This is a genomic window from Planctomycetota bacterium, assembly GCA_018242585.1.
Classification (GTDB): Bacteria; Planctomycetota; Planctomycetia; order Pirellulales; family PNKZ01; genus JAFEBQ01.
Window position 1 is genome coordinate 26,306 of sequence record JAFEBQ010000002.1, and the last position, 21,713, is coordinate 48,018.

The window sequence follows — 21,713 nt, forward strand, 5'->3', positions numbered from 1 at the left end:
TCCTCTGGCAAACAATGCGCGAACTCGTGGCCCCGCTTACTTCTGACCACCCAGGCGCGCCAACACGGTGTCGATCGTGCCGCGCAGCACCTGGCCGCTGCGCCGCAGAGCTTGCAGTTCCTTGGGCCACAGTTCGATCTCGTGAGTCTTGACGACCCCTTTGCGTCCGACCACCGTCGGCACCGACAGGGCCACGTCGCGCAGCCCGTAACAACCCTTTTGCACGCTCGACACCGGCAACACGCGCTGGCGATCCAAGGCGATCGACTCGATCACTTCTTGAATCGACAAGCCGACGGCAAAACCAGCGCCACCTTTCTTCTTGATCACTTCGGCCCCCGAACCCTTGGTCCGCGCGAACAGATCCTCGCCCAGCTTGGCCGACCAGCCCGGATACTTTTCCAGGGGCAAGCCCGCCACCGTGGCGCTCGACCAGATGGGGACCATCGTGTCGCCATGTTCCCCCAGAATCAGGGCCGCCACCTGCGTTGGCGCGGCTTCAATCTTTTCGGCGATCAGGCTGCGGAACCGCACCGTGTCGAGCACTGTTCCTAGGCCGATCACCTGCTCAGTCGGCAAGTCAAGCCGCTGAGCCGCCAGATAGGTCAGCACGTCGACCGGGTTCGAGACCACGACGACGATCGCTTCGCGCTTGTAGCCGACCTTGGCGATTTCGGTCAGGATGCCCACGAACAAGTCGGTGTTGCGATTGATCAGGTCCAACCGGCTTTCGTCGGGCTTGCGCCGCAGGCCGGCGGTGATGCAGATCACGTCGCTTGACGGAATGTGCTCATAACCGCCGGAAACGATGCGCTGATCGGCCATCAGACTGGCGCCGTGAAGCAGATCGAGCGCCTGGCCACCGGCCGCTTCGGCGTTAACGTCCAACAGGGCGATTTCGCGGACCACCTTGCCAGTCTGCAAGGCAAACGCCGTGCATGACCCGACCAGCCCCGCCGCCCCGATAATGCTGACCTTCATGGATGATGTTCCTGGATGTGTTTGCAAGTCGTCTTAAGTAGGTCAGGTACCCCGTACCTGACAATTGTGTGTAACAACCATGACCAGTTGTCAGGCACGGGGTACCTGACCTACGGCTGATCTGATTTTCGACATTACTTCTGCGCCAAAGCGGCCATCACACGATCGGTGATCGCTTGAATCAGCGCTTCCTGGTCGCCACCTCCGGCTGCCGGCGCGGCCGACACCGTGGCCTTGGCCGCCGCGGCCACTGCGCGGCTATTGGCAGGCGCCGGAGCCTCGAACGCCAGGCGCTCGACACCGGTAGCCTTCCAACTGTCACGGAAAATGTCGTTCGCGCAGATGTCGCAGTTCTCCATGCCGGCCGCCAAGCGTGGATCGCTCCAGCCCCACTTGGCCTTCAGGTCCAACAGCTCGCGCGACTTCTCTTCGTTCAGATAGGTCACGCGCCCCAGGTCCTTGGAAAGCATCAGAATCCGGCAGTAGGCGTCGAGGATTTCGGTCCACCAATAGGCCCGCTCCACCGACTCGCCAAAGCTGACCGTGCCGTGGTTGGCCAGGATGATGACGTTGGTCTTCTTGACGAACGGCAGCACGGTGTCGGCGAACTTCTGCCCCCCCGGAGTTTCATAGACGGTGATCGGCGTCTCGCCCAGAAAGACTTCGATCTCGGGAAGCACGCACTGCGGGATCGGCTCGCGAGCGACGGCAAAGGCGGTCGCATGCGGCGGGTGGCAGTGGACCACGCTCTTGATGTCCGGACGCTCTTTCATGATCGCCAGGTGCAACATGATCTCGCTGGTCCGCTTGCGGCGGCCCGACAGTTGGTTCCCCTCCATGTCGACGATGCACAGGTCTTCGGGGGTCATAAACCCCTTCGAGATCATCGTCGGAGTGCATAAGACCTGGTTCTCGGCCAGCCGGAACGAAATGTTGCCGTCGTTGCCGGCGGCATATCCTTTGTTGTAAATCCGGCGGCCAATGTCGCAGATCTCTTGCTTGAGCTTGTGCAAATTCATGTCGGCTTCACTTTCGCGTGAGGGCGGATCGTTGACTGGAAGATGGTTCGTTACTTCGCCGGCTTCGCGCTCGGCGGCTTGATGGCAATGTGTACGGTATCGAGCAGGGCGGCGTTGTAAGCGTCGACCGGCTTCAACTCGGGCTCGAACGGCTGGGCCGCTTCGCCCCCTTCGCTGACGGCGATTTGCTGTCCCAGTCCGGCGCCGCGGTCGTCATAGACCACCAGCGCCTCGCCGGCGGGCGTTTCACCGCTGGCCAACTCGGCCCAGGTTTGCGGCACCGCCAGCTTGTACGTCGCCCCCGTCAGCAACGGGTGCCAGCGACTCAACGTGACGGTTCCGATGACTTTCGCAATTCTCATTTTCGTTTCGCTTAATTAGCCACGGAGGCACTGAGACACGGAGAGAAGCACGGAGAAAACGGTTTCGATTCGGTCTTTCTGCCTTGTCTCTTTTTCTTCCACTCTTCTCCGTGCAGTCCTCTGTGTCACCGTGCCTCCGTGGCTAGGATTTGTCCAGCGCCGCCAGCAACTTCGGGCAGCCTCGCTCGCCGGGCCAAGTGGCCACCGCGGCGATGGCTCGGCCTAGCTGATACGCACTCGCGCCTCGCAGGCTGACGATCAAAAAGTTCGCACCCAGCGTGCCGGCCAATTCGTTCACATCGCTTTGCCCATCGACCAGTGCCGCTCGCACGCCGGCCCGTCGATTGGCCAGGCATAGAGCCGCGCTCGTCGCTTCGGTGACCAACACCGCCAACTTCCCGCCTCGTGCCGCCTCGATCGCCAGCGCGCCGACCGAATCGACCAGCCCAGTCTGGGCCACTTGTTCCAAGTTCAGTTTTTGACTTCTTAGCGCCGCCACCAGTGTCGCCGCATCGGCCCGGCTTTGGGCCCGGCCGATCACGACGTTCAATGCCGCGGATGCCGCCGCGCCGGCCGTGCCACGCACCACCGTCACCCCGGCCGCTTTCAACAGGTCGCGCGCCGCCGGAGTAATCACCGCCTTGGCGTTGACCTGTAGCTTGCTCTTTCCCGTCAGCCTCCCGTCCAGCGCCGCCACGGTGATCACTTGGCCGGCAATGCTCACCGTGTCACTTGGCGTCTTCGGCTTCGTCTCGCTCGCGACGTGCTCGCCAGCCGCCGCAGGCATCAGCCGCGCCAGCACCTCGCGCACCACTCGCTCGATTTGTTCCTTGCTGATGTCACCGGCGGGCGTGCTCATGCGTCGGGAATTCCCAGCACATGCCAGCGGACGGGGGTCGTCTTGCTCGACAACATTTCCCGCGTGCCGCGGCCGTCGCTCGTCAACATCACGATCTGTCCCGCCCCGGCTCCCAGTTGATCGACCGCCAACACCGGCTCGCCGTCGGGCGAACGGCCGTCGGCCAGCAACATCTGGACCACCAGCAACTTCGTTGCGCGCATCGACTCGTGCTTCACCGTGGCAGTCGCGGTACCAATCACCAAGCCGTTTTGCATAGCAATTGCCGCTTACTTACCCAAGATTCGCAGATCGTCAATCAGCGAGCAGCGGCGCTGCCGCGTGAACGTCAGCGGCGTCGTCACCCCTTCGCCGGTCGGTGTGGCGATTGAGAACGACAAGTACCCTTCGCCACCCAGGCCTAGCGACGCCATGCACGGGCCGTTCTTGGCGAACAGCGTGGTGTCCATGGCGCGCCCCATCTTGGTCATGTTGCGAACATTGTTCGAATGGATGATGGCCGTGTGCCGGAAGCCGTGCTCGTAGAACTTGGCCTTGGCAATCGCCTCGTCCACATCGCTGACACGGACGAACGGGATGAAGGGCATCATCTGCTCGACAGGCACGAACGGGTTGAACTCGTCGGTCTCGCCGAAGATCAATTCGACGCTGCCGGCAACTTGCTTGCCGGCAGCGCGGGCCAGCACCTTGGCGTCCTGGCCCAAGAATTCCTTGGCCGGAGCGTCGTGCTTGTGCCCCGGTTCGCCGACGCTGACGATCGCCTTGGACGTCAAGGCGTCGATCTCGCGGGCGTTCAACCGCGCGGCACCGGCGCGCTCCATGGCGCTCATCATCGCGTCAAAGACCGAATCGACGACGAAGACTTCCTTCTCGGCAATACAGAGCAGATTGTTGTCGTACGCGCCCCCTTGGATGATGCACCGCGCGGCACGATCGAGGTCGGCCGTCTCGTCGACCACAACCGGCGGATTGCCCGGCCCGGCCACGACGGCCCGCTTGCCGCTGTTCAGCGCGGCCCGCGCCACGGCTGGCCCGCCAGTGACGCAAATCATCTTCACGCCCCGGTGCTTGAATATCTGTTCGGCCGATTCCAGGGTCGGCTCGGCGATCAGGCAGATCAGATTATCGATGCCCAGGTCGCGATAGATCGCCTGGTTAAAACGGCGGACACCTTCGGCCGCGACCTTGCGTCCGCTGGGGTGCGGGTTCACGACCAAGGTATTGCCGCTGGCGATCATGCTGACCGCGTTGCCCGTGATCGTCGGAAGCGAATGGGTCACCGGCGTGATCGCACCGATCACGCCGAACGGCGCGTACTCGATCACGGCCAGCCCGTGGTCGCCGCTGAAAACTTCGCTCTTCATGAACTCGACGCCGGGCGTCCGCTCACCCAGGGTCTTGAGCTTTTCGATCTTGTGCGCCAGCCGGCCAATCTTGGTCTCTTCCATCTCCATCGTGCCCAACTCGACGCAACTGTCGATCGAGATGCGGCGGATGTGATCGATGATTCGCTTGCGATCCGCCAGCGACCGTTCGGAAAGCTGGTCAAAGGCTTCGGTGGCGGCGGCCACGGCCTCGTCGACACACGTGAAGATGCCGTGCCGGCCGGCAAAGCTGCGTGGAGCGACCGGCGCGGCGCTATTGCCCATTTGGCTAAGCACCTGCTGAACAACGCTGCGGATCAAGTCTTCGGTGGCTTGCATAGTTGTCAAATAGACGTCGGGGTTTAGGAGTTTTCTTTGCTAAACACGCACTTCTCATCGACCTGCACGGTGTCGATGATGCCGATGATCGTGGCATCGACCGGCAGGGTTTTGGTCTCAGGCGTCAGTCGGGCGCTCGAACCTTGCACGATCAGAACAAATTCATTCTGGCCGGCGCCGACCGTATCGACCGCGACGAACGTCCGGCCGGTCGTGACCAGCCGATCGCGCGCCGATCCGTCAATGCGATAGGGCTCGACAATCAACAGCTTGTGGCCGACCATGGCCGCGGATTTCTGCGTGGCCACCACACTGCCGGTTACTTTGGCGACAAACATGGGAAAGTTGCTGGTTGTTAGTTGCTGGTTGTTAGTTGCTGGTTGTTAGTTGGTCCGAGGTCAGTTGTCCGTTGTCAGTAGATAGTTGCCTTCACTAGCAACTAGGAACCAGCAACTAGCAACTCCTTTGCCTGTCGGGCTACTACGATCTCTTCATTCGTCGGGACGATCCAAATCTGTGTCCGGCTCTCGGTCGAATGGATTGTTCCTTCGCCGCGGGCCGTCTGGTTCCGTTGCTCGTCGAGCACGATCCCCAGTTCTTGCAGCTCGCGACAAACCGCCGAGCGGACACTGACGCTGTTTTCGCCAATGCCGCCGGTGAACACGATGGCGTCGGCGCCACCCAGCTCGACGAGGTACGCTCCCAAGTACTGACGAATCGACGCGGCAAAACAGTCGAGCGCCAATTGCGCTCGCGAGTCGCCGCGGCTGGCCGCCTGTTCCAAGTCGCGAACATCGCCGCTCGTGCCGCTCAGTCCCAACAATCCACCTTTGTTCGCCAGCTCGTCGAGCAGTTGCTCGAGCGAACGGCCGGTCGCTTCCATCACCACCGGCAGCGCGAACACATCGAAGTCACCGACACGGTTGTTGTGGAACAGGCCGCTCTGCGGGCTCATGCCCAGGCTGCTCGCCACGCTGCGGCCATTGCGAATGGCGCACAACGAGTTAGAGCCTCCCAGGTGACACGAGATGACCCGCAAATCGGTGCGTCCCATCAGCTCGGCCGTGCGACCGGCGATGTACCGATGGCTAGCGCCGTGGAAACCCCAGCGCTTGACCTGGTACTTCTCGGCCCACTCGTACGGCGCGGCGTAGTAGCGATTGGCCTCCGCGGCCGTCTGGTGAAAGCCTGTTTCAAAGGCCGCCACCAGCGGAATCTCGGGCAGCTTCTCGCTCAATAGCCGCATGGCCGCGATGTACGGCGGATTGTGCGCCGGCGCGACATGACGCATGGCTTCCATGGCGTCGAGCACGTCGGGCGTCACCCGCTGCACACCGCTGTAGCGACCGCCGTGAACCGCCTTGAAGCCGATGGCCGCCACTTCGGCGGCCGACTTCAGGCAGCCGCTTTGCGGGTCGGTCAACTGTTCGAGGCAAAGCTTCACCGCCACGGCATGATCGGGCACCGCGGCCGTCAGCTCGCGCCGCTGGCCGCCAATTTCGACAAAGCACCGACTTTCGGCCGAGCCGATCCGCTCGGTCCCACCCCGCGCAAGCTGCCGCTCGTCGACCATGTCGAACAAGCGGTACTTGAAACTGGTGGAACCGAGATTCGCGACCAAGATTTTCATCTTCTGCATCCATGACTGCGGATAAAAGTAGCGCTGTCGAAACGCACGATTACGCGCGCGACGAACAGTCGCCCATACGGTTTACAGGTACGCCTTCACCAGTCCGTCGGCCGGACGCGGAATGACGTGGCTGGCAACCAGCTCACCGATCTGCGTAGCGGCCTGAGCGCCCGCTTCAACGGCCGCGCGGACGCTGCCGACGTCGCCACGGACGACGGTCGTCACCAACCCGCCGCCGATGGAAATCCGCTTCACAATTTGCACGTTGGCTGCCTTGGCCATCGCGTCGGTCGCTTCGACCAGCGACACCAGACCCTTGGTCTCTACCAATCCGATTGCATCGTTCATTGCTGTAATGGTCCTTAACATGAATGGAAAATACGTGGCCCGGTCGTTCACGCTACTCGGCGCCCTTCGACACCACGCCGCTGGGGAGCACGATGTTCAAGTCGTCGTGCGGACGCGGAATAACCTGGACGCTGACCACTTCGCCCAACCGACCGGCCGCCGCGGCGCCGGCATCGGTGGCGGCCTTCACGGCGGCCACATCACCCGTCACAAAGGCGGTGACCAGGCCGCTGCCGACCTTGTCCCAACCCAGGAACTCGACATTTGCCGCTTTCATCATTGCGTCGCTGGCCTCGACCAAGGAGATGAACCCCTTGGTTTCGATCATGCCGAGCGCTTCCATTGCCTTCGCTTTCGCCATGAAACACTCCCAAAAAGAAAACCCATCGAACCCATTTTCAAGCGTCGCCGGCAACAAGTCGGCGCGCGTTTCACTCTGCTAAAGTCTCGAATGTTACTTGATCAATTCGACCCGCGTGGCGTGATCCAGATCGGTGGCGTTCCCCTCGTCGGTGTCGATATGCACTTCCAGCTTGCTGGTCGCGTCGGCCCGCACGAGCAAATCTTCATAGACCGTGGTGCAGGTCGATTCGATCCGCAGCTTCATCCGCCCGCCGTTCTTGACGCCGTAGTAGTCGGCGTCCTTCAGGCTCATGTGGACGTGCCGTTCGGCGCGGATCAATCCCTGTTTCAACTCGACGACGCCTTTCGGCCCGACCAGGATGCAACCGGGCGTGCCGTCGATCTTGCCGCTGGCGCGAACCGGAATGTCGATGCCCAGGCTAATGCTGTCGGTGAACGCCAATTCGACCTGGCTGGCCGGGCGCGTGGGACCGAGGACGCGAACCGACGGCAACATCCGCCGTTTGCTGGGGCCCACGACCATCACCGTTTCCTCGGCGGCGTAAAAGCCGTCTTGAAACAGGTTCTTGTGCGGCGTCAGCTTGTGTCCCGCGCCAAACAGGATCTCGACGTGCTCGTCGGTCAGATGGCAATGCCGGGCCGAAACGCTGACCACCAGGTTCGGCTCGGTGGCCTTCGCGCCAGCGCGGGCCAACACAATCTGGCGGACGATCGATTCGATTTGGGTCCGATCAAGCGGCGTGGCGACAATGCTCATGGTGCGATTACGTTGAAGTGGTGATTAGTTTGAATTGGCTTTCGACGTGGCGACTTCAACGGCGGCTGGCGGTGTCTCGGCCACCAGCACACGAACTCCCGCGGCTTCGATTTTCTTGCGCCAGGCGGGGCTGATGCCCGAGTCGACCACCAGCACGTCCACGGCATTCAGCGCACACAGATGGGCCAGGCTTTGATGCCCGAACTTGGTGCTGTCGGCCACGACGATCACTTCGTCGGCGGCGCGCATCATCGCCTGCTCGGTTTCGACCAGCAGCAGGTTGCTGTTGAAGAAGCCCCGATCGTTGATGCCGGCCACACTGAGAATCGTGCGCCGCACACTGACGGCCGCGAGCATGCTGTTGGCGTGCGGTCCCAGCGAGACGCCGGTTCGCGGATAGACATAGCCGCCGACCAAGACCAGGTCGGCGCTTGGATTGGTGGCAAACAGATTCGCCACCGGCAGCGAGTTGGTGACTATTTGCAGGCGACGATCGCAGAGCAGCCTCGCCACTTCGTACGTCGTGCTGCCGCCGTCCAGGAGCACACTGTCGCCGTCCTCGACCAGTTCGGCCGCGCGCTGGCTGATGGCGTGCTTCTTGTCCCATTGCGCTGGTTGCCGTTCTTCAAAATGCGGAAGCCGCGGCGACGTTCCGGTGTAAAAAACGCCGCCGTGGGTGCGTCGGGCCGCCCCTTGCTCCTCGAGGGCTTCCAAATCGCGCCGGACGGTCGATTCAGAGACTTGCAGCTCGTCTACCAGGTTCGGCAACGATGCAAACCCTGTGCGCCGAATAAGTTCCAACAATCGGCTGCGTCTGGACTCGCCCGACATGGTTACTTTCGCCCAACGAATAGCTAGCTATAAGCACAATTTTTACCAGAACTGTGACCGTATGCAATCAATACTGTGAAAGATTGTTGCCAATATGTCTCGTTCACATGCTCATTTGCGAACAATTATCGCCACAAGCCGATGTGGGGTTTGGACTTATCTCATCAATCGGTTCCCATGAAACCCGCAAGTAATGGAACGCGTGAGCGGTGGGAGAGGCAATGAATGTCGTGCAAATGCAACTGGTGCTTCACGAGCGGCCGATGCTGATCGTGCCCGACGGCGTCACGTTGCGCCCTATCCGCCTGCCCGACGACGTACCCGCGTATTTGGCGCTGCGCGTCGCAGCCTTTGCTGGGCAGGCCGCGCCGGCGCGAACTTGGGAGAAAGAAGACTTCGCGCGCGAACTCAGCAGCCAGCCTTGGTGGCGCGCCGAGCGCTGCTGGGTGGCCGAGGTTGCTGGCCAATCAAGTAACGCTGATGGTTGATCCCGAATGGCAACGACACGGTATTGGCCGTGCGCTCGTGACTGCGGCGCTACAGGTCGCTTGGGACGACGGGCAGCGGACGATCATGCTCGAGACGCATCGCGCCTGGTTGGCGGCGTTGCGACTCTACGAGTCGCTTGGGTTTGATGAGGTAGGGGGGCAGAAGCGCGCGGGGCCAGGGAGGATGTAATCCGTGAAGTCCAGCTGCGCGCGGCTGATTCGGGCTATTCTTCCGTCATTCCCGCGCAGGCGGGAATGACGGCGTATGACTCGCTCCTGCATTTGCCTGACCGCCATCTCTTTTGGCCGGCGACGTCCTTACCCTCCCCCAGCCCCTCCCTGAAAGGGAGGGGTGTTTATCGCGCGAGCTGCTTTGCGTTTAGGACAATGGGAGGCACAATTCTCCTCCCTCACATCCCCCCTCCGTGCAAAGCTCCGTGTCCCCGTGCCTCCGTGGCAAGTCTTCAAGGAGCGACGCGAACGACTCTGCCATCAACCCGCAACCGCCCGGCGGCCAGCAGCCGCAGCGCCTCGGGATAGGCTTCGCACTCGGCTTCAAAGACCCGCGCGGCCAGCGTATCGGCCGTGTCTCCTTCAACGACCGGCACGACGTGCTGCAAGATGATCGGCCCGTGATCGTACTGGTTATCGACAAAGTGGACCGTGCAGCCGGAGATCTTCGCGCCGTAGTCGAGCACCGCCTGATGGACGTGATGGCCGTACATACCCAGGCCGCAAAAAGCCGGGATCAGGCCCGGGTGAATGTTGATCACACGGCCGAAGAAATCGTCGGGAATCGGCACGAATTTCAGGAACCCGGCCATCACGACCACGTGCGGGTTCACGGCCCGGATCGCGGCGAACACGGCGTCGCTGTACGCCTCGGGCGTGGCGTAATCGCCGGCACCGAAGACCTGGCTCGGCGCGCCGACGGCCACAGCATGTTGCAACCCACGGGCGGTGGGCGTGCTGCTGATGACCAGATCGACGCGGGCCTTCAATCGCCCGGCGGCGATTTGCTCATTAAGATTCTTGAGCGTCGTGCCGCCGCCGGAAATCAGCACCACCATCCGCAACAGTTCGGTCGGCAAGGTGGGCGGGCTCATGACCCCACCACCTTGACGAATAGCTTCAAGTCGTGACCAGCGAGCGAGACGCTCACCGCCTCGACGCCCGACACGGGCAACTCGTGCAGCGCGGCGCCGAGCGTCTCGCTGCAGATCGTCTTGCCGAAATCCTTGATCGCCTGGGCCACGTCGCCGGTCGCGCCGACGATGCTCACCTCGATCCGGTCAGTGTAATTGCAGTTCATGTCCTTGCGGACGCTTTGAATGGCGTGGATCAGTTCGCGAGCCCAGCCTTCAACCACCAGTTCAGGCGTCAACTCGGTGGCCAGCACGACCACGGCCGAGGCCCCTTGCGCCGCCGCCCAGCCAGACTTGGCCTGTAATCGCACCTGCAAGTCGGCCGCATCGAGCGTTACTTCGCCACCGGGGAGCGCGAACTTCACGTGGCCATTGCTCTGCATTTCCGCTAACAGCTTGGCCGCGTCGGCCGTGCCGAGGGCTTGCTTCAATTGAGGCAGTTGCTTGCCCAGCCGGGGGCCCAGACGTTTCAGATCAGGCAGCACCGTGTAGGTGACGTATTGATCGGCGTTGGCGGCGAACTCGACCTGCTTGACGTTTAGCTCCTCGCGTACCAGCGACGTATGCCCGGCCAGCCACTCGGCATGCGCCGGATCGGCCAACACGATTTCGACCTTGTCCAAGGGCTGGCGGACTTTCAACTTGGCGGCCGTGCGAGCGCTGCGGCCCAGCGAGACGATCTCGCGCACCACTTCCATTTCGCTCGACAGCCGGCGATCGATTAGTTCGGTCTGCGGCTCCGGGAAGGCGGCCAAATGGACGCTTTCGGTCGCGCCGCCGCTCTTGCCCCCCGTGCCCGCGCCGGCCAGATTCTGCCACAAGGTTTCGGCCAAAAACGGCACGAACGGCGCCACGAGTTTTGCCGTGGTCAACAAGCATTCGTACAGGGTCCAGTACGCATCGAGCTTATCACGGTCGCGCTTGTTACTGCTCCAGAACCGGTCGCGACTGCGGCGGACGTACCAGTTGCTCAGCGCGTCGACCAGGGCGGTGATCCGCTGGCAGGCGGCGTAATTGTCGTAAGCGTCCATCCGCTCGATCACATCGCTGGTCGTGCGGTGCAACTCGCTGATGATCCAGCGATCGAGTTCGCCCCGCTGGCTGACCGGGCGGTACGACTTGCCACGGGCCAAGACCTCGGGGCCCAGGTCGCCGACTGGGCCCTTCAACTCGGCGGCCGGGTCGAACCCGTCAATGTCGGCGTAGATCACGAAGAAGCTATAGACGTTCCAGAGCCGCAGCAGGAACTCGGGCACGCTATCCTTGATGGCCTGCTCGACGTAGCGAATGCTGGTCCACGGCGGCTGATTGGCATAGAAGTACCAACGCAGCGCGTCGGCGCCGTAGCGGTCGAAGATTTCGGACGGCTCGCGGTAGTTCCGCTTGCTCTTCGACATCTTGCCGACTTTTTGCGCAAAGCCGCCGGTGCCGCAGGCATGCTGCGCGTCCTCTTCGGTCAGGAAGACTTGCTTGCCGTCCTTCGACTCCCACCATTCGGCCAGCATCAGTCCCAGCACGATGCAGTTCTTGAACGGGTGCGGGTAGTCGCGATTTTGGACCGACTGCTGATGCTCGCCGAACAGCAACGTGCTGATTGCCAGTTGGCTGTAGAACCAACCGCGGGTCTGGTCGATCGCTTCGCTGATAAAGTCGGCGGGGAACTGGCTGTTGAACTTTTTGGCGGCCGCATCGGCCCGTTCGCCGCGGTAACCCCACTGGGCAAACGGCATCGCCCCCGAGTCGTACCAGCAGTCGATCACCTCGGTCACGCGCTGCATCCGCGCCCCCTTGGCGAACGGCGAGTCGTACGTGATCTGATCGATGTACGGTTTGTGAACCCGCAAGTCATCGGGCAGCTCGGGGTTCGTTTTCTTGGCAGCTTCCCAGACGTCGGCGCCGCGAGCGCCGGGCTTCTTCAACAGCTCTTCATAGCTGGCCACCGATTCCATCTTGCCGGTCTGGTCACAGACCCAAATCGGCAGCGGCGTCCCCCAGTAACGCTCGCGCGACAAAGCCCAGTCGACGTTCGTGGCCAGAAAGTTGCCAAAGCGACCGTCACGGATATGTTCGGGCAGCCAGTTGATGCGGGCGTTGTTCGCCAGCATGGCATCCTTGAACTCGCTGGTTTTGATGAACCAACTGCGACGCGGATATTGAATCAGCGCGTCCTCTTCAGCCCGCCAGCAGAACGGATACTCGTGCAGGTATTGCTCCTGGTGCAGCAGCAAGCCGCGAGCCTTGAGATCGCGGGTGATGTCGCGATCGCACTCCTTGACCCAACGTCCGCGAACGTATTCGGGCGCTTCGTCGGTGAACTTGCCATCCGGGCCGACACAGCAAATCAGCGGTGGCGTATCTGGACTTTCAAAGAGAGCTTTTTGACGCTGCAAGGCGTCGTAGTCGACCTCGCCGAATGCAGGCGCAACATGCACTATTCCTGTCCCAGTGTCGGTCGTCACAAATTCACCTGGGATTACCCGCCAGCCAACGTAATCACTGGAGGCAGCCATCAGGTCCGCCAATTGGACCTCTTTGTCACCGCACAAGTAGTAGAAGTTTGAATAGAACAACTCGCGCGTTCTGACACCCGCCACGTCATCCCGGAACCGGCCTGTAGCCGAACCGAGTTTTGCATAATAGCAATCGAAAGGTGGCGCATATCGCAATCCGATAAGTTCTTCACCACGGAATTGCTTTACGACGTGAGGATTGGAAATTTTTGCTTTGTTCGCCAAGTCACTGATTATATCCTGGCTCGATGCAACGATCGTCTTCCGTCCATCCAATTCCTCGATCAGCGCGTAGAAGATTCTCGGATTCACCGCCGCGAACTGGTTACTGGGCAGCGTCCATGGTGTCGTCGTCCAGACCAGCAGGCTGGTGTTGCCGTCGAGGCCGAGTTGCTTGGCTCGCTCGTCGGCTACGATCGGAAAGCGAACGTACACGCTCGGGTCGGCCACTTCGCGATAACCCTGGCCAACTTCGCCCGAGCTGAGGGCCGTGCCACCTTGCGCCCACCACCAGACAATCTTGTGTCCCTGGTACAACAGCCCGCGGTCGAACAACTCTTTGAGCGACCACCAGACGCTTTCGATGTAGCTTTGGTGATAGGTCACATAGGCGGCATCCAGATCGACCCAAAAGCCAATCCGCCGCGTCAGCCGTTCCCACTCTTGCATGTAGCGCCAGACGCTCTTCTGGCACAGTTGGATGAACCGCTCGACGCCGTAGGCTTCGATCTCTTCCTTCGAGTGGATGCCCAGCCCTTTGCAAACTTCAACCTCGACGGGCAGCCCGTGCGTGTCCCAGCCGGCCTTCCGCTCGCAGCGATAGCCGCGCATGGTCCGGTAGCGAGGAAACAGATCCTTGATCGCGCGAGTCAGACAGTGCCCGGGGTGGGGCATGCCGTTGGCCGTGGGGGGGCCTTCGAAGAAAATGAAGGGGCCGCGGGGCGAGTCCTTGGCCAGCGACTTGCGATAGATGTCGCGGTCGAGCCAGAACCGGCCGATGTGCTCTTCGAGCTTGGGAAAACTGACCGAGCCTGCGACCGGTTCAAACGCCATGGGTATCGAGCAACCGCCGGGGGAATCTGAGCCAAAATTGAAACCCGAAGTAAACCACGTGCGGGGGTTTTTTGCAAATGGGGCCGGGGAGCCGAAGAAAGATTAGCCACGGAGCCACGGAGGCACGGAGGCACGGAGAAGAATGACCAACGCCCAAATCCCAATGACCAATTAAAGCAAGCAAGGGAACTCGCGCCTCGCATGCTATCCTCCTTGGACATTGGTCATTGGGACTTGGTCATTATCTCCTTCTCTACCTTCTTCTCCGTGTAATCCTCCGTGCCTCAGTGTCTCCGTGGCTAAGTCTTCCGCCGAGCGGTTTCGGCTTTGAGCACGCCCAGGACGATCGCGCGGAGTTTCGGTCCTGCCACGGCCGCGTGGGCCAGGATGGTTTCGATCGCCACTGGCTCCAGCGCGTCGGGCAGGCACAGATCGGTCACCGCCGACAGCCCCAACACGCGCAGGCCCGCGTGAACCGCCACCAGCACCTCGGGCACGGTCGACATACCGACCGCGTCGGCGCCAATCTGGCGCAAGAAGCGATACTCGGCCCGGGTTTCCAAGTTTGGCCCCAGCACCGCCACGAACACGCCCCGATGGCAGGCAAAATTCGCCTGCCGCGCGATGGACAAGGCCTCGTCGATCAACGCCGGCTCGTAGGGTCGACACATGTCGGGAAAGCGCGGTCCCAGCCGGTCATCGTTGATGCCAACCAGCGGGTTGCCACCCATCAAGTTGATATGGTCGTCGATGACCATGATGTCGCCGGCGCGGAACTGAGGATTCAATCCTCCACAAGCGTTCGACACGATCAGCAGTTCGGCCCCTAGTGCCTTCATCACCCGAACCGGCAGCGTGATCTGCTGGTACGAGTATCCTTCGTAGGCGTGAAAGCGTCCTTCCATGGCCACGACCGGCACACCCGCCAGCCGGCCACAGACCAACTGTCCCGCGTGGCTGACGGCGGTGGACTTCAGGAAGTGGGGAATCGAGCCGTAGTCGATCTTCACCGCGTCGGTAATCTCGGCCGCCAGGCCGCCGAGGCCAGTCCCCAAGATGATGCCAGCGCGTGGCGTCTCGCGCCACTGGCCGCGGATGTGCTGAGCGGCGGCTTGGATTTGATCGTGCAGGTGAAGCATGGGCGTGATGTCGTTGTTGTGATTGCACTATTGTGAGTTGCGAATATCGATCATTAGCCCCCGGTCAATGACCGGGGGCCTTGTGCTTGCCATTTCGTTCACGCGCCGCACCGCTTTGCGACATTGCCGCAGCAAGGGCTCCCTAAGCGCCGCCCAACATGCGGTCAATCGCTTCCGTGGCGCGGTATCACTCGCCCCCGGTCATTGACCGGAGGCTAATGGAAATGCGGTAAGCATTGCACGCCTAAAGAACAAATTGCGTGCAAAGTCGCAAGAGCTTCGCACTGGTCGGCAAGCCACCCGTGGCACCCTGAAGATAGCAGGGGCCGCGAAAAAGAGGCGCACCGTTGACTGGGCGCTTACTCTTCGCCGGCTTCGGCCAAATATGGCGCTAATAGAGCCGCGAAGCCGGGGTGCTCGCGCAGCGGATCCAGGTCGGTGTCGGCTTGCAGATGCTCGAGGTTGTCGTAGCCCAAGTCGAGCGCGCGACCCAGGTGTTTGAGCGCCTCGTCCACCTGACCATTCAACGAGAGGCTGCAAGTCAGGTTGTAATGCACCACCGGATCGTTCGGCGCCAAGATGACCAGTCGACGATCGATCTCCAACGCGCGCTGATGCAGTCCTTTGCGGGCGAGTAATTCACCCAGGCAGCGGAGCACGTCCAGATAGCTGGGCGAACGCTCCAGGATCGCGCCGTAGAACGCGATATCGAAATCGACTTGGCTGCGATGGCCGGCGCGCGACAAGACGCTCTCGGGCAAACGACCGAGCGAGTCATGAGCGCCGTCGGGATTCTCGGGCAGGGTCATCAAACGCACTCGCCACAGTATCGAGAATAAACCACGATCGAGGAAAAACCACGCCACGCGCCGCTGGTATGCACTTCACCGCGCCTACCTTAAGCCTAGCCTGATCGAGCGATTTCGCTACTAGAAATCTTCTTCGTCCTCGAAGTCGGCGCCGTCTTCGTCTTCCTCGCCGGTAGCCGTGTCGGCCTTTTCAGGCGCGTTCAACTGCTCTTCAAAGTCGCGGAAGTCTGAGTCGTCGGCTTCGTAATCTTCGTCAAACTCTTCGTCAAACTCGGCGACTTCAAATTCTTCGATATCATTGCGCGCATCAGGTTCGCTGATGATCGGCGGACGACGAACCGGAGCGGCCCCCTCGGCCGCGGGCTCGCTGGTCGTTTCTTCCAGATCGTCATCGTCGTCGTCGTGTGACGCCATCGGTTTGATCCTCGATTCGTTGAATACTGCCGACGCCACGAAACCCTGGACAGCGTACGACGTTGGAGACCGCGCCACGAATGCCGGCCATGCGGGCTGGCAAGAAGGCGAACCTGCCGAGCGTCAATAATGTCACCCGAGAAGCGTCCCCCCAGACTTGTTAGTATCTTCCGACCTGCGTTTTGTCAAGGAACCATATGGCCCCTTCCACCGCGCGCAAGTCGTTGGCCGTGAATGCGAAACGCACGCGAGAGTGCCGAGTGGCGCGACACTTCCGACTGGGGCGGAATCTGCGGCAACTGGGCGTGGCCGGAAGCCCCTGAGGTGGTCACTTGGGTGTGCTGACCAGTTCGACGAAAACCTAGTCGTGGTCGCCGCGGCGCTGCTGTTCTTTCTGCCGGCGCATTACCTTGCGGGCCGACTTGTTCAACTTGCGCCCCGGGGAATAGTCGTCCTCGTCGTCGACCCGGTAGCGCTGCTGGCCCTGCTGGGGAGTGTCGTCCTCGTAGTCGTCGTCATCTTCTTCCCGATGGCTGCGGCTCGATGACGAGGCGGCTGTCGCCGATTTCGGCGTGTCGAGATCGCTTCGCTTGGCCGCGCTCGACGACGAGCTGGCCGAAGTGTCGGCTTTGACCTTGGCCGCGGCTTTCTTTTCCTTGGCTGTCTTCGTTTCCGGCGGAAGCAATCCCAAGGCGTCGCGGATCACATACCGGGCGTGAAGCGTCATGGCCAACAGCAGCAACACGTTCCCCAGCAACTGCCCGGCCCCTTCGACCAGGATGACCGTCACGTCACTTTGCGGGAACAGCACACCGATCTTGGCCACGGTCGAGGCCAGATAGCAAGTCACGGCCAAAGTTAACACCGTCGTCGACGAGCGGCAGCGCCGCATGTCGAGCACCAGCCGAGTGCAAATCGGCCCCAGCAACAGCGCATAGCCCGCCACCCACCAGATAAAGCCAGTGCCCGGCCCCAGGTCGCCGGCATGGTGGACCATGACGATCTCGAACGTCTCGTGCAGATGGGCCACGGCATCGACGCTGAGCAGCAGCCAGCCCGCCGCCGCCCACAACCAAATCCGGTACCGGCCGTGGTAGTCGTCGGCCTTGTGGCGTCGCACAATGTAAATCAGCAGCGCCACGACGGCGGCCGCGCCGCGCGTGAACGACGAGAACCAAACGGCCAGGCTATTAGCCCCGTCGATGTCAAACGCGGGCAAGTGCGTGGTGCCGGCAAAGGCGGCGATCTCGGGCATGAAATAATGCCCCGCCGCCAGCGCCGCCACCGCCAGCAACCCCAGCGTCGTGAACAGCGCGATCACGCTGTAGCGCTGGGGAATCAGGTCGATCACGCTCGGATGCGTGCCGGGGGCGGCGGGCCGATCGGTGGCCCGACGACGCGGCGTCGCCCCCTCGTTGACTTCGTGGCGCGCACCGATCACTTCGTCGGTCAACACACGTCGGCGTCGATCGTCGTTGGAAGAACCGCCAAAAAACGACATGGGCGTGGAGTTTGCCGGAGCGCTCGGGGGGTCGCCGACCGGGCCATCCTTGACCGGGTGCATCGCGCGACTGCCGTCTTCTCTGACTTCGGCATTTGCCCGCGCTGACTCCATGTCGGCGTTGCGGACCCGCAATCTCAACGCCAGCACCGCCAGCAGCGCCGGTTGCCATTGCTCGATTCGTGCGGAAATCGGTAAATTCGTCCTCCGCTGAATGCATCGCGCGCATTCGCCCTGGGGCACCGGGCAATTCCTCGCATTTTGGTCAAGGACGACCGCATCATGCAGCCCGACGTCGACGCATTTATCAAGCTGGCCAGCCGCGTGTTCACCATCGAAGGGACCGTCTGCCAACTTGGCTCGCGCCGCGAAGTCGATCAGGACCACCTGACGCCGGTTCGCGAGCTTTTCGCCGGTCGCACGTTCCTGGGCATCGACGATCGCCAAGGTCACGGCGTTGATCGCGTGGAAGAGTTCGCGGCTCTCAGCCTGCCCAGCCGATCGGCCGCGACCGTGGTCTGCCTGGAACGGCTGGAGTGTATCTTCGAGGTGCAAGCCGCCGTGGCCGAGATGCTCCGCATTCTCACCCCGGGCGGCCTGGTGTTCGTGGCGGCCAGCATGAGCGGCCCGTCGCCGGGCTACCCTTGGGACTATTGGCGGTTGACGCCTCATTGTCTGTGCCGGCTGTTCGAATCGCTCGATGGGTTGCTGGTCGGCTGGCGCGTCGACCGGGCGAATCGTCCGCTGACCGTCTTTGCCGTGGGTTGTCGCGGGCCGGTGCCGGTGCGGTTTGCCGAAGACGTGGAAACATTTACGGCGAAGTTCGACGCCTGGCTGCGGGCCGACGAGGTCAGCCGCCGCCGCTGGTGGCAGCCGGCGCTGCGGCGCGTCGAACGATTGATGTCGCGCAGCGATCGCACGTCGGCTGACAGTGCGCCGGTCACGTGGAACTTCCAACTCACCGGGTCACAGGCCTGGCGGCAGGTGATCCTGCCCCAGGCTTCACGCCCGCCGCAGATCGGCACGCAGCTCGATTTGGGCTAACGCCGGCAACTTGCTCGCCCTCGCCCCCGCAGCGGCTATAATGAGCCGCGCATCTGGGCGATCTCATCTCATGCGCGGAGGGCGTATCATGCCCGACTTCGAGCAGCTTGGCGTGTTTTACCTGGGCAAGCAGTACGACATGGCCGGCCAAAAGCTGCGCGACGAGTTGCTGCTGTACGACGCCAAGGATCTGACCACTCATGCCGTCTGCGTGGGCATGACCGGCAGCGGCAAGACGGGCCTCTGCCTGTCGCTGCTCGAAGAAGCGGCCATCGACGGTGTGCCGGCGATTGCCATCGACCCGAAAGGGGATCTGGGGAACCTGCTCCTGACGTTTCCGCAATTGCGCCCCGAGGATTTCCGCCCGTGGGTCGATCCGGCCGACGCCACGCGACGCGGGATCACCCCTGACGAGTTGGCCGCGAAGACAGCGACTCAGTGGCGCGACGGCCTGGCTGCTTGGGGCCAGGACGGCGCCCGCATCCAGCGGTTCCGCGATTCGGTCGAGATGACAATCTACACTCCCGGCAGTAGCGCCGGCGTGCCGCTGACGGTGTTGCGCTCGTTCAACGCGCCGTCGGCGGCCGTGGTGGCCGACGGCGACGCGCTGCGCGAGCGAATCAACGGCTCGGTGGCCGGGCTGTTGGCGCTGGTGGGCATCGAGGCCGATCCGCTCAAGAGCCGCGAGCATATTCTGCTGGCCACGTTGCTCGATCGGGCGTGGCGCGAAGGACGCGACTTGGACCTGGGTGGGCTGATTCGCGATATTCAACAGCCGCCGGTCGAGCGTGTGGGCCTGATCGACCTCGAAACATTCTTCCCGGCCAAGCAACGGTTCGAGCTGGCCATGCAGTTGAACAACGTGCTGGCCTCGCCCGGCTTCTCGGGCTGGATGCAAGGCGAGTCGCTCGACGTCAGCAAGCTGCTGTATCAATCCAACGGCAAGCCGAAGTTGTCGGTCATCTCGATCGCTCACCTGTCCGATTCGGAGCGAATGTTCTTTGTCACGATCTTGCTCAACGAAGTACTGGCTTGGATGCGCAGCCAGCCCGGCACGTCGAGCCTGCGGGCGATTCTCTACATGGACGAGGTGTTCGGCTTCTTCCCGCCGACGGCGAACCCGCCGAGCAAGCAGCCGATGCTGACGCTGCTGAAGCAGGCCCGCGCGTTCGGGCTGGGCATCGCGCTGGCCACGCAAAACCCGGTCGATCTCGACTATAAGGGGCTGTCGAACGCCGGCACCTGGTTCTTGGGCCGGCTGCAAACCGAACGTGACAAGGCCCGCGTGCTCGAAGGGCTCGAAGGGGCCAGCGCAGCGGCAGGCCACTCGTTCAATCGCGGCAAGATGGAAGCCACGCTCGCTGGACTCGGCAGCCGCGTCTTCTTGATGAACAACGTCCACGAAGACGCCCCGGTCGTGTTTCAGACCCGCTGGACATTGTCGTATCTGCGCGGCCCCTTGTCTCGCGACCAGATTCACGAGTTGACCAAGCAACGCGCGCCGGCCGCGACGTCGGCTTCGCCCGTCACAGCCAGCGCCCCGGCGCCGCAATCGACGCCTATTCCCGCCGCGCCGATCGCACCATCACCGGCCAGTTCCCACCCGCGGCCGATGCTGCCGCCGGAAGTCAACGAGTGCTTTTTATTGTCGCGTCAGGCGGCCGGCAAAGGGGACAACGTCGTCTACGAGCCGCGCGTGCTGGCCCAGGCCAAGCTGCGCTTTAATCAGGCCAAGTCAGGCGTCGACCAGTGGCGCGAAGTCACGTTGCTGGCCACGCCGGCCGACGACGGCAGTGTCGATTGGGAGTCGGCCGAGGTGCTGGATGATGCCGAGAGCGAAGCCGCGCCGGTCGCGGGCGCGGGCTTCTCGCCGCTTCCCAAAGGGCTCGGTCTGGCCAAGAACTTCAAGAGCCTGGGCACGGCGGTGCAAACCCACTTGTACCAGAACGAAAAGCTGACGCTGTGGCGTTGCCCGGCCGTGGGCGAGGCGTCGCGCCCCGGAGAATCCGAAGCCGACTTCCGCATTCGCATGGCCCAGGCCGGCAAGGAAGCCCGCGATTCGGCGATCGACAAGCTGCGCCAGAAGTACGCTCCCAAGCTGAACGCGCTGGCCGAGCGACTGCGCAAAGCAGGGCAGAAAGTCGAAAAGGAAAAGGCTCAATCGAGCCAGGAAATGATGCACGCGGCCGTCAGCTTTGGCACGACGCTGGTCGGGGCGCTATTGGGGCGCAAACTGACCAGCGCCTCGAACGTGACCCGCGCCGCCAGTTCGATCCGTTCGGCCGGGAAAGTCGCCGCGCAACGTGGCGACGTGGCTCAGGCCGAAGAAAACGTCGAAGCGGTCCAAAGCCAGATCAACACGCTCAACGAGGAACTGGAAGCCGAGACCGGCAAGCTCCGTGACCAGTTTGGGGCCGATCAACTGGAACTCGAACCGGTGGTTGTTCAACCTAAAAAGTCTGAAATCTCCGTGACCCGAGTGGCCTTGGCCTGGCAGCCGACCGTGGTGCGACAGGCCTGAGCGAAACAGCCCCCGAGACCGAAATAGACCGGCTGATCACGACCGGCCATCCATTGACTCGCGGGCCTTTGCCGTCGGCAAGCCGTCATTTCGCGACGGTTTCGCGAGACTGGATTCACTTGTTGCCGACGCGAACTGAATCTGATCGCGGGGCACTCGAGTTGCCGTTCAAAGATAAGGTCGCTGAACAGCAGTCTTGTCGGCCTGCTCCGCGACGCAACACTTTGCCAGGAACA

At 62.3% G+C, this 21,713-nt stretch carries 22 protein-coding genes; 4 read left to right on the forward strand and 18 right to left on the reverse strand.

Annotated elements, in window-relative coordinates; all coding sequences use genetic code 11:
- Positions 1-36 precede the first annotated feature (36 nt).
- The 12 genes from JSS27_00595 to JSS27_00650 all read right to left on the reverse strand — a co-directional run bounded on the left by JSS27_00595 (position 37) and on the right by JSS27_00650 (position 8,853).
- Positions 37-981 (reverse strand): lactate/malate dehydrogenase family protein, encoded by a 945-nt coding sequence (locus JSS27_00595; GenBank protein ID MBS0207426.1) that lies wholly within the window; start codon positions 979-981, stop codon positions 37-39.
- Positions 982-1,115: 134 nt separating this feature from the next.
- A complete protein-coding gene (locus tag JSS27_00600) occupies positions 1,116-2,000 on the reverse strand; it encodes a class II aldolase/adducin family protein (protein MBS0207427.1) in 885 nt (294 codons plus the stop codon).
- Between the two features lie 50 nt (positions 2,001-2,050).
- On the reverse strand, positions 2,051-2,362 hold the full coding sequence (locus JSS27_00605; protein MBS0207428.1) for a carbon dioxide concentrating mechanism protein CcmL: 312 nt from the start codon (positions 2,360-2,362) through the stop codon (positions 2,051-2,053).
- Between the two features lie 142 nt (positions 2,363-2,504).
- Positions 2,505-3,221: a hypothetical protein gene (locus tag JSS27_00610; GenBank protein MBS0207429.1), complete on the reverse strand. Its 717-nt coding sequence runs from the start codon at positions 3,219-3,221 to the stop codon at positions 2,505-2,507.
- Positions 3,218-3,478: a EutN/CcmL family microcompartment protein gene (locus JSS27_00615; GenBank protein ID MBS0207430.1), complete on the reverse strand. Its 261-nt coding sequence runs from the start codon at positions 3,476-3,478 to the stop codon at positions 3,218-3,220. The genes JSS27_00610 and JSS27_00615 overlap by 4 nt, the downstream gene beginning before the upstream one ends.
- A gap of 12 nt (positions 3,479-3,490) precedes the next feature.
- Positions 3,491-4,924, reverse strand: coding sequence for an aldehyde dehydrogenase EutE (locus JSS27_00620; protein MBS0207431.1), 1,434 nt, complete (start codon positions 4,922-4,924; stop codon positions 3,491-3,493).
- A 23-nt stretch (positions 4,925-4,947) separates the two neighbouring features.
- The gene (locus JSS27_00625) at positions 4,948-5,262 is read right to left on the reverse strand and encodes a EutN/CcmL family microcompartment protein (protein MBS0207432.1); all 315 of its coding nucleotides are present in this window, start codon (positions 5,260-5,262) and stop codon (positions 4,948-4,950) included.
- A gap of 101 nt (positions 5,263-5,363) precedes the next feature.
- Complete coding sequence (locus JSS27_00630; GenBank protein ID MBS0207433.1) at positions 5,364-6,554, reverse strand: acetate/propionate family kinase; 1,191 nt, start codon at positions 6,552-6,554, stop codon at positions 5,364-5,366.
- Positions 6,555-6,635: 81 nt separating this feature from the next.
- The gene (locus JSS27_00635; protein ID MBS0207434.1) at positions 6,636-6,902 is read right to left on the reverse strand and encodes a BMC domain-containing protein; all 267 of its coding nucleotides are present in this window, start codon (positions 6,900-6,902) and stop codon (positions 6,636-6,638) included.
- 52 nt (positions 6,903-6,954) lie between these two features.
- The gene (locus JSS27_00640) at positions 6,955-7,263 is read right to left on the reverse strand and encodes a BMC domain-containing protein (GenBank protein ID MBS0207435.1); all 309 of its coding nucleotides are present in this window, start codon (positions 7,261-7,263) and stop codon (positions 6,955-6,957) included.
- 93 nt (positions 7,264-7,356) lie between these two features.
- Positions 7,357-8,022, reverse strand: a complete 666-nt coding sequence (locus tag JSS27_00645; GenBank protein ID MBS0207436.1) for a phosphate propanoyltransferase — start codon at positions 8,020-8,022, stop codon at positions 7,357-7,359.
- Positions 8,023-8,046: 24 nt separating this feature from the next.
- Positions 8,047-8,853, reverse strand: a complete 807-nt coding sequence (locus tag JSS27_00650) for a DeoR/GlpR transcriptional regulator (protein MBS0207437.1) — start codon at positions 8,851-8,853, stop codon at positions 8,047-8,049.
- Between the two features lie 221 nt (positions 8,854-9,074).
- Here JSS27_00650 and JSS27_00655 point away from each other — a divergent pair, with 221 nt between their 5' ends.
- The gene (locus JSS27_00655) at positions 9,075-9,341 is read left to right on the forward strand and encodes a hypothetical protein (GenBank protein ID MBS0207438.1); all 267 of its coding nucleotides are present in this window, start codon (positions 9,075-9,077) and stop codon (positions 9,339-9,341) included.
- Positions 9,334-9,531, forward strand: coding sequence for a GNAT family N-acetyltransferase (locus tag JSS27_00660; GenBank protein MBS0207439.1), 198 nt, complete (start codon positions 9,334-9,336; stop codon positions 9,529-9,531). The genes JSS27_00655 and JSS27_00660 overlap by 8 nt, the downstream gene beginning before the upstream one ends.
- 274 nt (positions 9,532-9,805) lie before the next feature.
- Here the strand turns inward: JSS27_00660 and purN are convergent, their stop codons facing one another.
- The 6 genes from purN to JSS27_00690 form a co-directional block, all read right to left on the reverse strand.
- Positions 9,806-10,447, reverse strand: a complete 642-nt coding sequence (gene purN, locus JSS27_00665) for a phosphoribosylglycinamide formyltransferase (protein ID MBS0207440.1) — start codon at positions 10,445-10,447, stop codon at positions 9,806-9,808.
- Positions 10,444-14,049 (reverse strand): isoleucine--tRNA ligase, encoded by a 3,606-nt coding sequence (locus JSS27_00670; protein MBS0207441.1) that lies wholly within the window; start codon positions 14,047-14,049, stop codon positions 10,444-10,446. Before JSS27_00670 ends, purN begins: the two co-directional genes overlap by 4 nt.
- Positions 14,050-14,348: 299 nt before the next feature.
- On the reverse strand, positions 14,349-15,188 hold the full coding sequence (locus JSS27_00675; protein MBS0207442.1) for a purine-nucleoside phosphorylase: 840 nt from the start codon (positions 15,186-15,188) through the stop codon (positions 14,349-14,351).
- 359 nt (positions 15,189-15,547) lie between these two features.
- Entirely contained in the window at positions 15,548-15,997 is a 450-nt protein-coding gene (locus tag JSS27_00680) for a hypothetical protein (protein MBS0207443.1), read from the reverse strand.
- A gap of 120 nt (positions 15,998-16,117) precedes the next feature.
- Entirely contained in the window at positions 16,118-16,411 is a 294-nt protein-coding gene (locus tag JSS27_00685) for a hypothetical protein (GenBank protein ID MBS0207444.1), read from the reverse strand.
- A 361-nt stretch (positions 16,412-16,772) separates the two neighbouring features.
- Positions 16,773-17,912, reverse strand: coding sequence for a hypothetical protein (locus tag JSS27_00690; protein MBS0207445.1), 1,140 nt, complete (start codon positions 17,910-17,912; stop codon positions 16,773-16,775).
- A gap of 282 nt (positions 17,913-18,194) precedes the next feature.
- Between JSS27_00690 and JSS27_00695 the strand changes: the two genes are divergently transcribed.
- Together JSS27_00695 and JSS27_00700 are read left to right on the forward strand one after the other, a co-directional pair.
- On the forward strand, positions 18,195-18,956 hold the full coding sequence (locus tag JSS27_00695) for a hypothetical protein (protein MBS0207446.1): 762 nt from the start codon (positions 18,195-18,197) through the stop codon (positions 18,954-18,956).
- A gap of 88 nt (positions 18,957-19,044) precedes the next feature.
- Entirely contained in the window at positions 19,045-21,477 is a 2,433-nt protein-coding gene (locus JSS27_00700; GenBank protein ID MBS0207447.1) for an ATP-binding protein, read from the forward strand.
- The last annotated feature ends 236 nt before the right edge of the window (positions 21,478-21,713 follow it).

Coding starts and splice junctions, on each gene's coding strand:
- JSS27_00595 (MBS0207426.1), bottom strand. CDS start 981: ATGAAGGTCAGCATTATCGGGGCGGCGGGGCTGGTCGGGTCATGCACG.
- JSS27_00600 (MBS0207427.1), bottom strand. CDS start 2,000: ATGAATTTGCACAAGCTCAAGCAAGAGATCTGCGACATTGGCCGCCGG.
- JSS27_00605 (MBS0207428.1), bottom strand. CDS start 2,362: ATGAGAATTGCGAAAGTCATCGGAACCGTCACGTTGAGTCGCTGGCAC.
- JSS27_00610 (MBS0207429.1), bottom strand. CDS start 3,221: ATGAGCACGCCCGCCGGTGACATCAGCAAGGAACAAATCGAGCGAGTG.
- JSS27_00615 (MBS0207430.1), bottom strand. CDS start 3,478: ATGCAAAACGGCTTGGTGATTGGTACCGCGACTGCCACGGTGAAGCAC.
- JSS27_00620 (MBS0207431.1), bottom strand. CDS start 4,924: ATGCAAGCCACCGAAGACTTGATCCGCAGCGTTGTTCAGCAGGTGCTT.
- JSS27_00625 (MBS0207432.1), bottom strand. CDS start 5,262: ATGTTTGTCGCCAAAGTAACCGGCAGTGTGGTGGCCACGCAGAAATCC.
- JSS27_00630 (MBS0207433.1), bottom strand. CDS start 6,554: ATGAAAATCTTGGTCGCGAATCTCGGTTCCACCAGTTTCAAGTACCGC.
- JSS27_00635 (MBS0207434.1), bottom strand. CDS start 6,902: ATGAACGATGCAATCGGATTGGTAGAGACCAAGGGTCTGGTGTCGCTG.
- JSS27_00640 (MBS0207435.1), bottom strand. CDS start 7,263: ATGGCGAAAGCGAAGGCAATGGAAGCGCTCGGCATGATCGAAACCAAG.
- JSS27_00645 (MBS0207436.1), bottom strand. CDS start 8,022: ATGAGCATTGTCGCCACGCCGCTTGATCGGACCCAAATCGAATCGATC.
- JSS27_00650 (MBS0207437.1), bottom strand. CDS start 8,853: ATGTCGGGCGAGTCCAGACGCAGCCGATTGTTGGAACTTATTCGGCGC.
- JSS27_00655 (MBS0207438.1), top strand. CDS start 9,075: ATGAATGTCGTGCAAATGCAACTGGTGCTTCACGAGCGGCCGATGCTG.
- JSS27_00660 (MBS0207439.1), top strand. CDS start 9,334: ATGGTTGATCCCGAATGGCAACGACACGGTATTGGCCGTGCGCTCGTG.
- purN (MBS0207440.1), bottom strand. CDS start 10,447: ATGAGCCCGCCCACCTTGCCGACCGAACTGTTGCGGATGGTGGTGCTG.
- JSS27_00670 (MBS0207441.1), bottom strand. CDS start 14,049: ATGGCGTTTGAACCGGTCGCAGGCTCGGTCAGTTTTCCCAAGCTCGAA.
- JSS27_00675 (MBS0207442.1), bottom strand. CDS start 15,188: ATGCTTCACCTGCACGATCAAATCCAAGCCGCCGCTCAGCACATCCGC.
- JSS27_00680 (MBS0207443.1), bottom strand. CDS start 15,997: ATGACCCTGCCCGAGAATCCCGACGGCGCTCATGACTCGCTCGGTCGT.
- JSS27_00685 (MBS0207444.1), bottom strand. CDS start 16,411: ATGGCGTCACACGACGACGACGATGACGATCTGGAAGAAACGACCAGC.
- JSS27_00690 (MBS0207445.1), bottom strand. CDS start 17,912: ATGTCGTTTTTTGGCGGTTCTTCCAACGACGATCGACGCCGACGTGTG.
- JSS27_00695 (MBS0207446.1), top strand. CDS start 18,195: ATGCAGCCCGACGTCGACGCATTTATCAAGCTGGCCAGCCGCGTGTTC.
- JSS27_00700 (MBS0207447.1), top strand. CDS start 19,045: ATGCCCGACTTCGAGCAGCTTGGCGTGTTTTACCTGGGCAAGCAGTAC.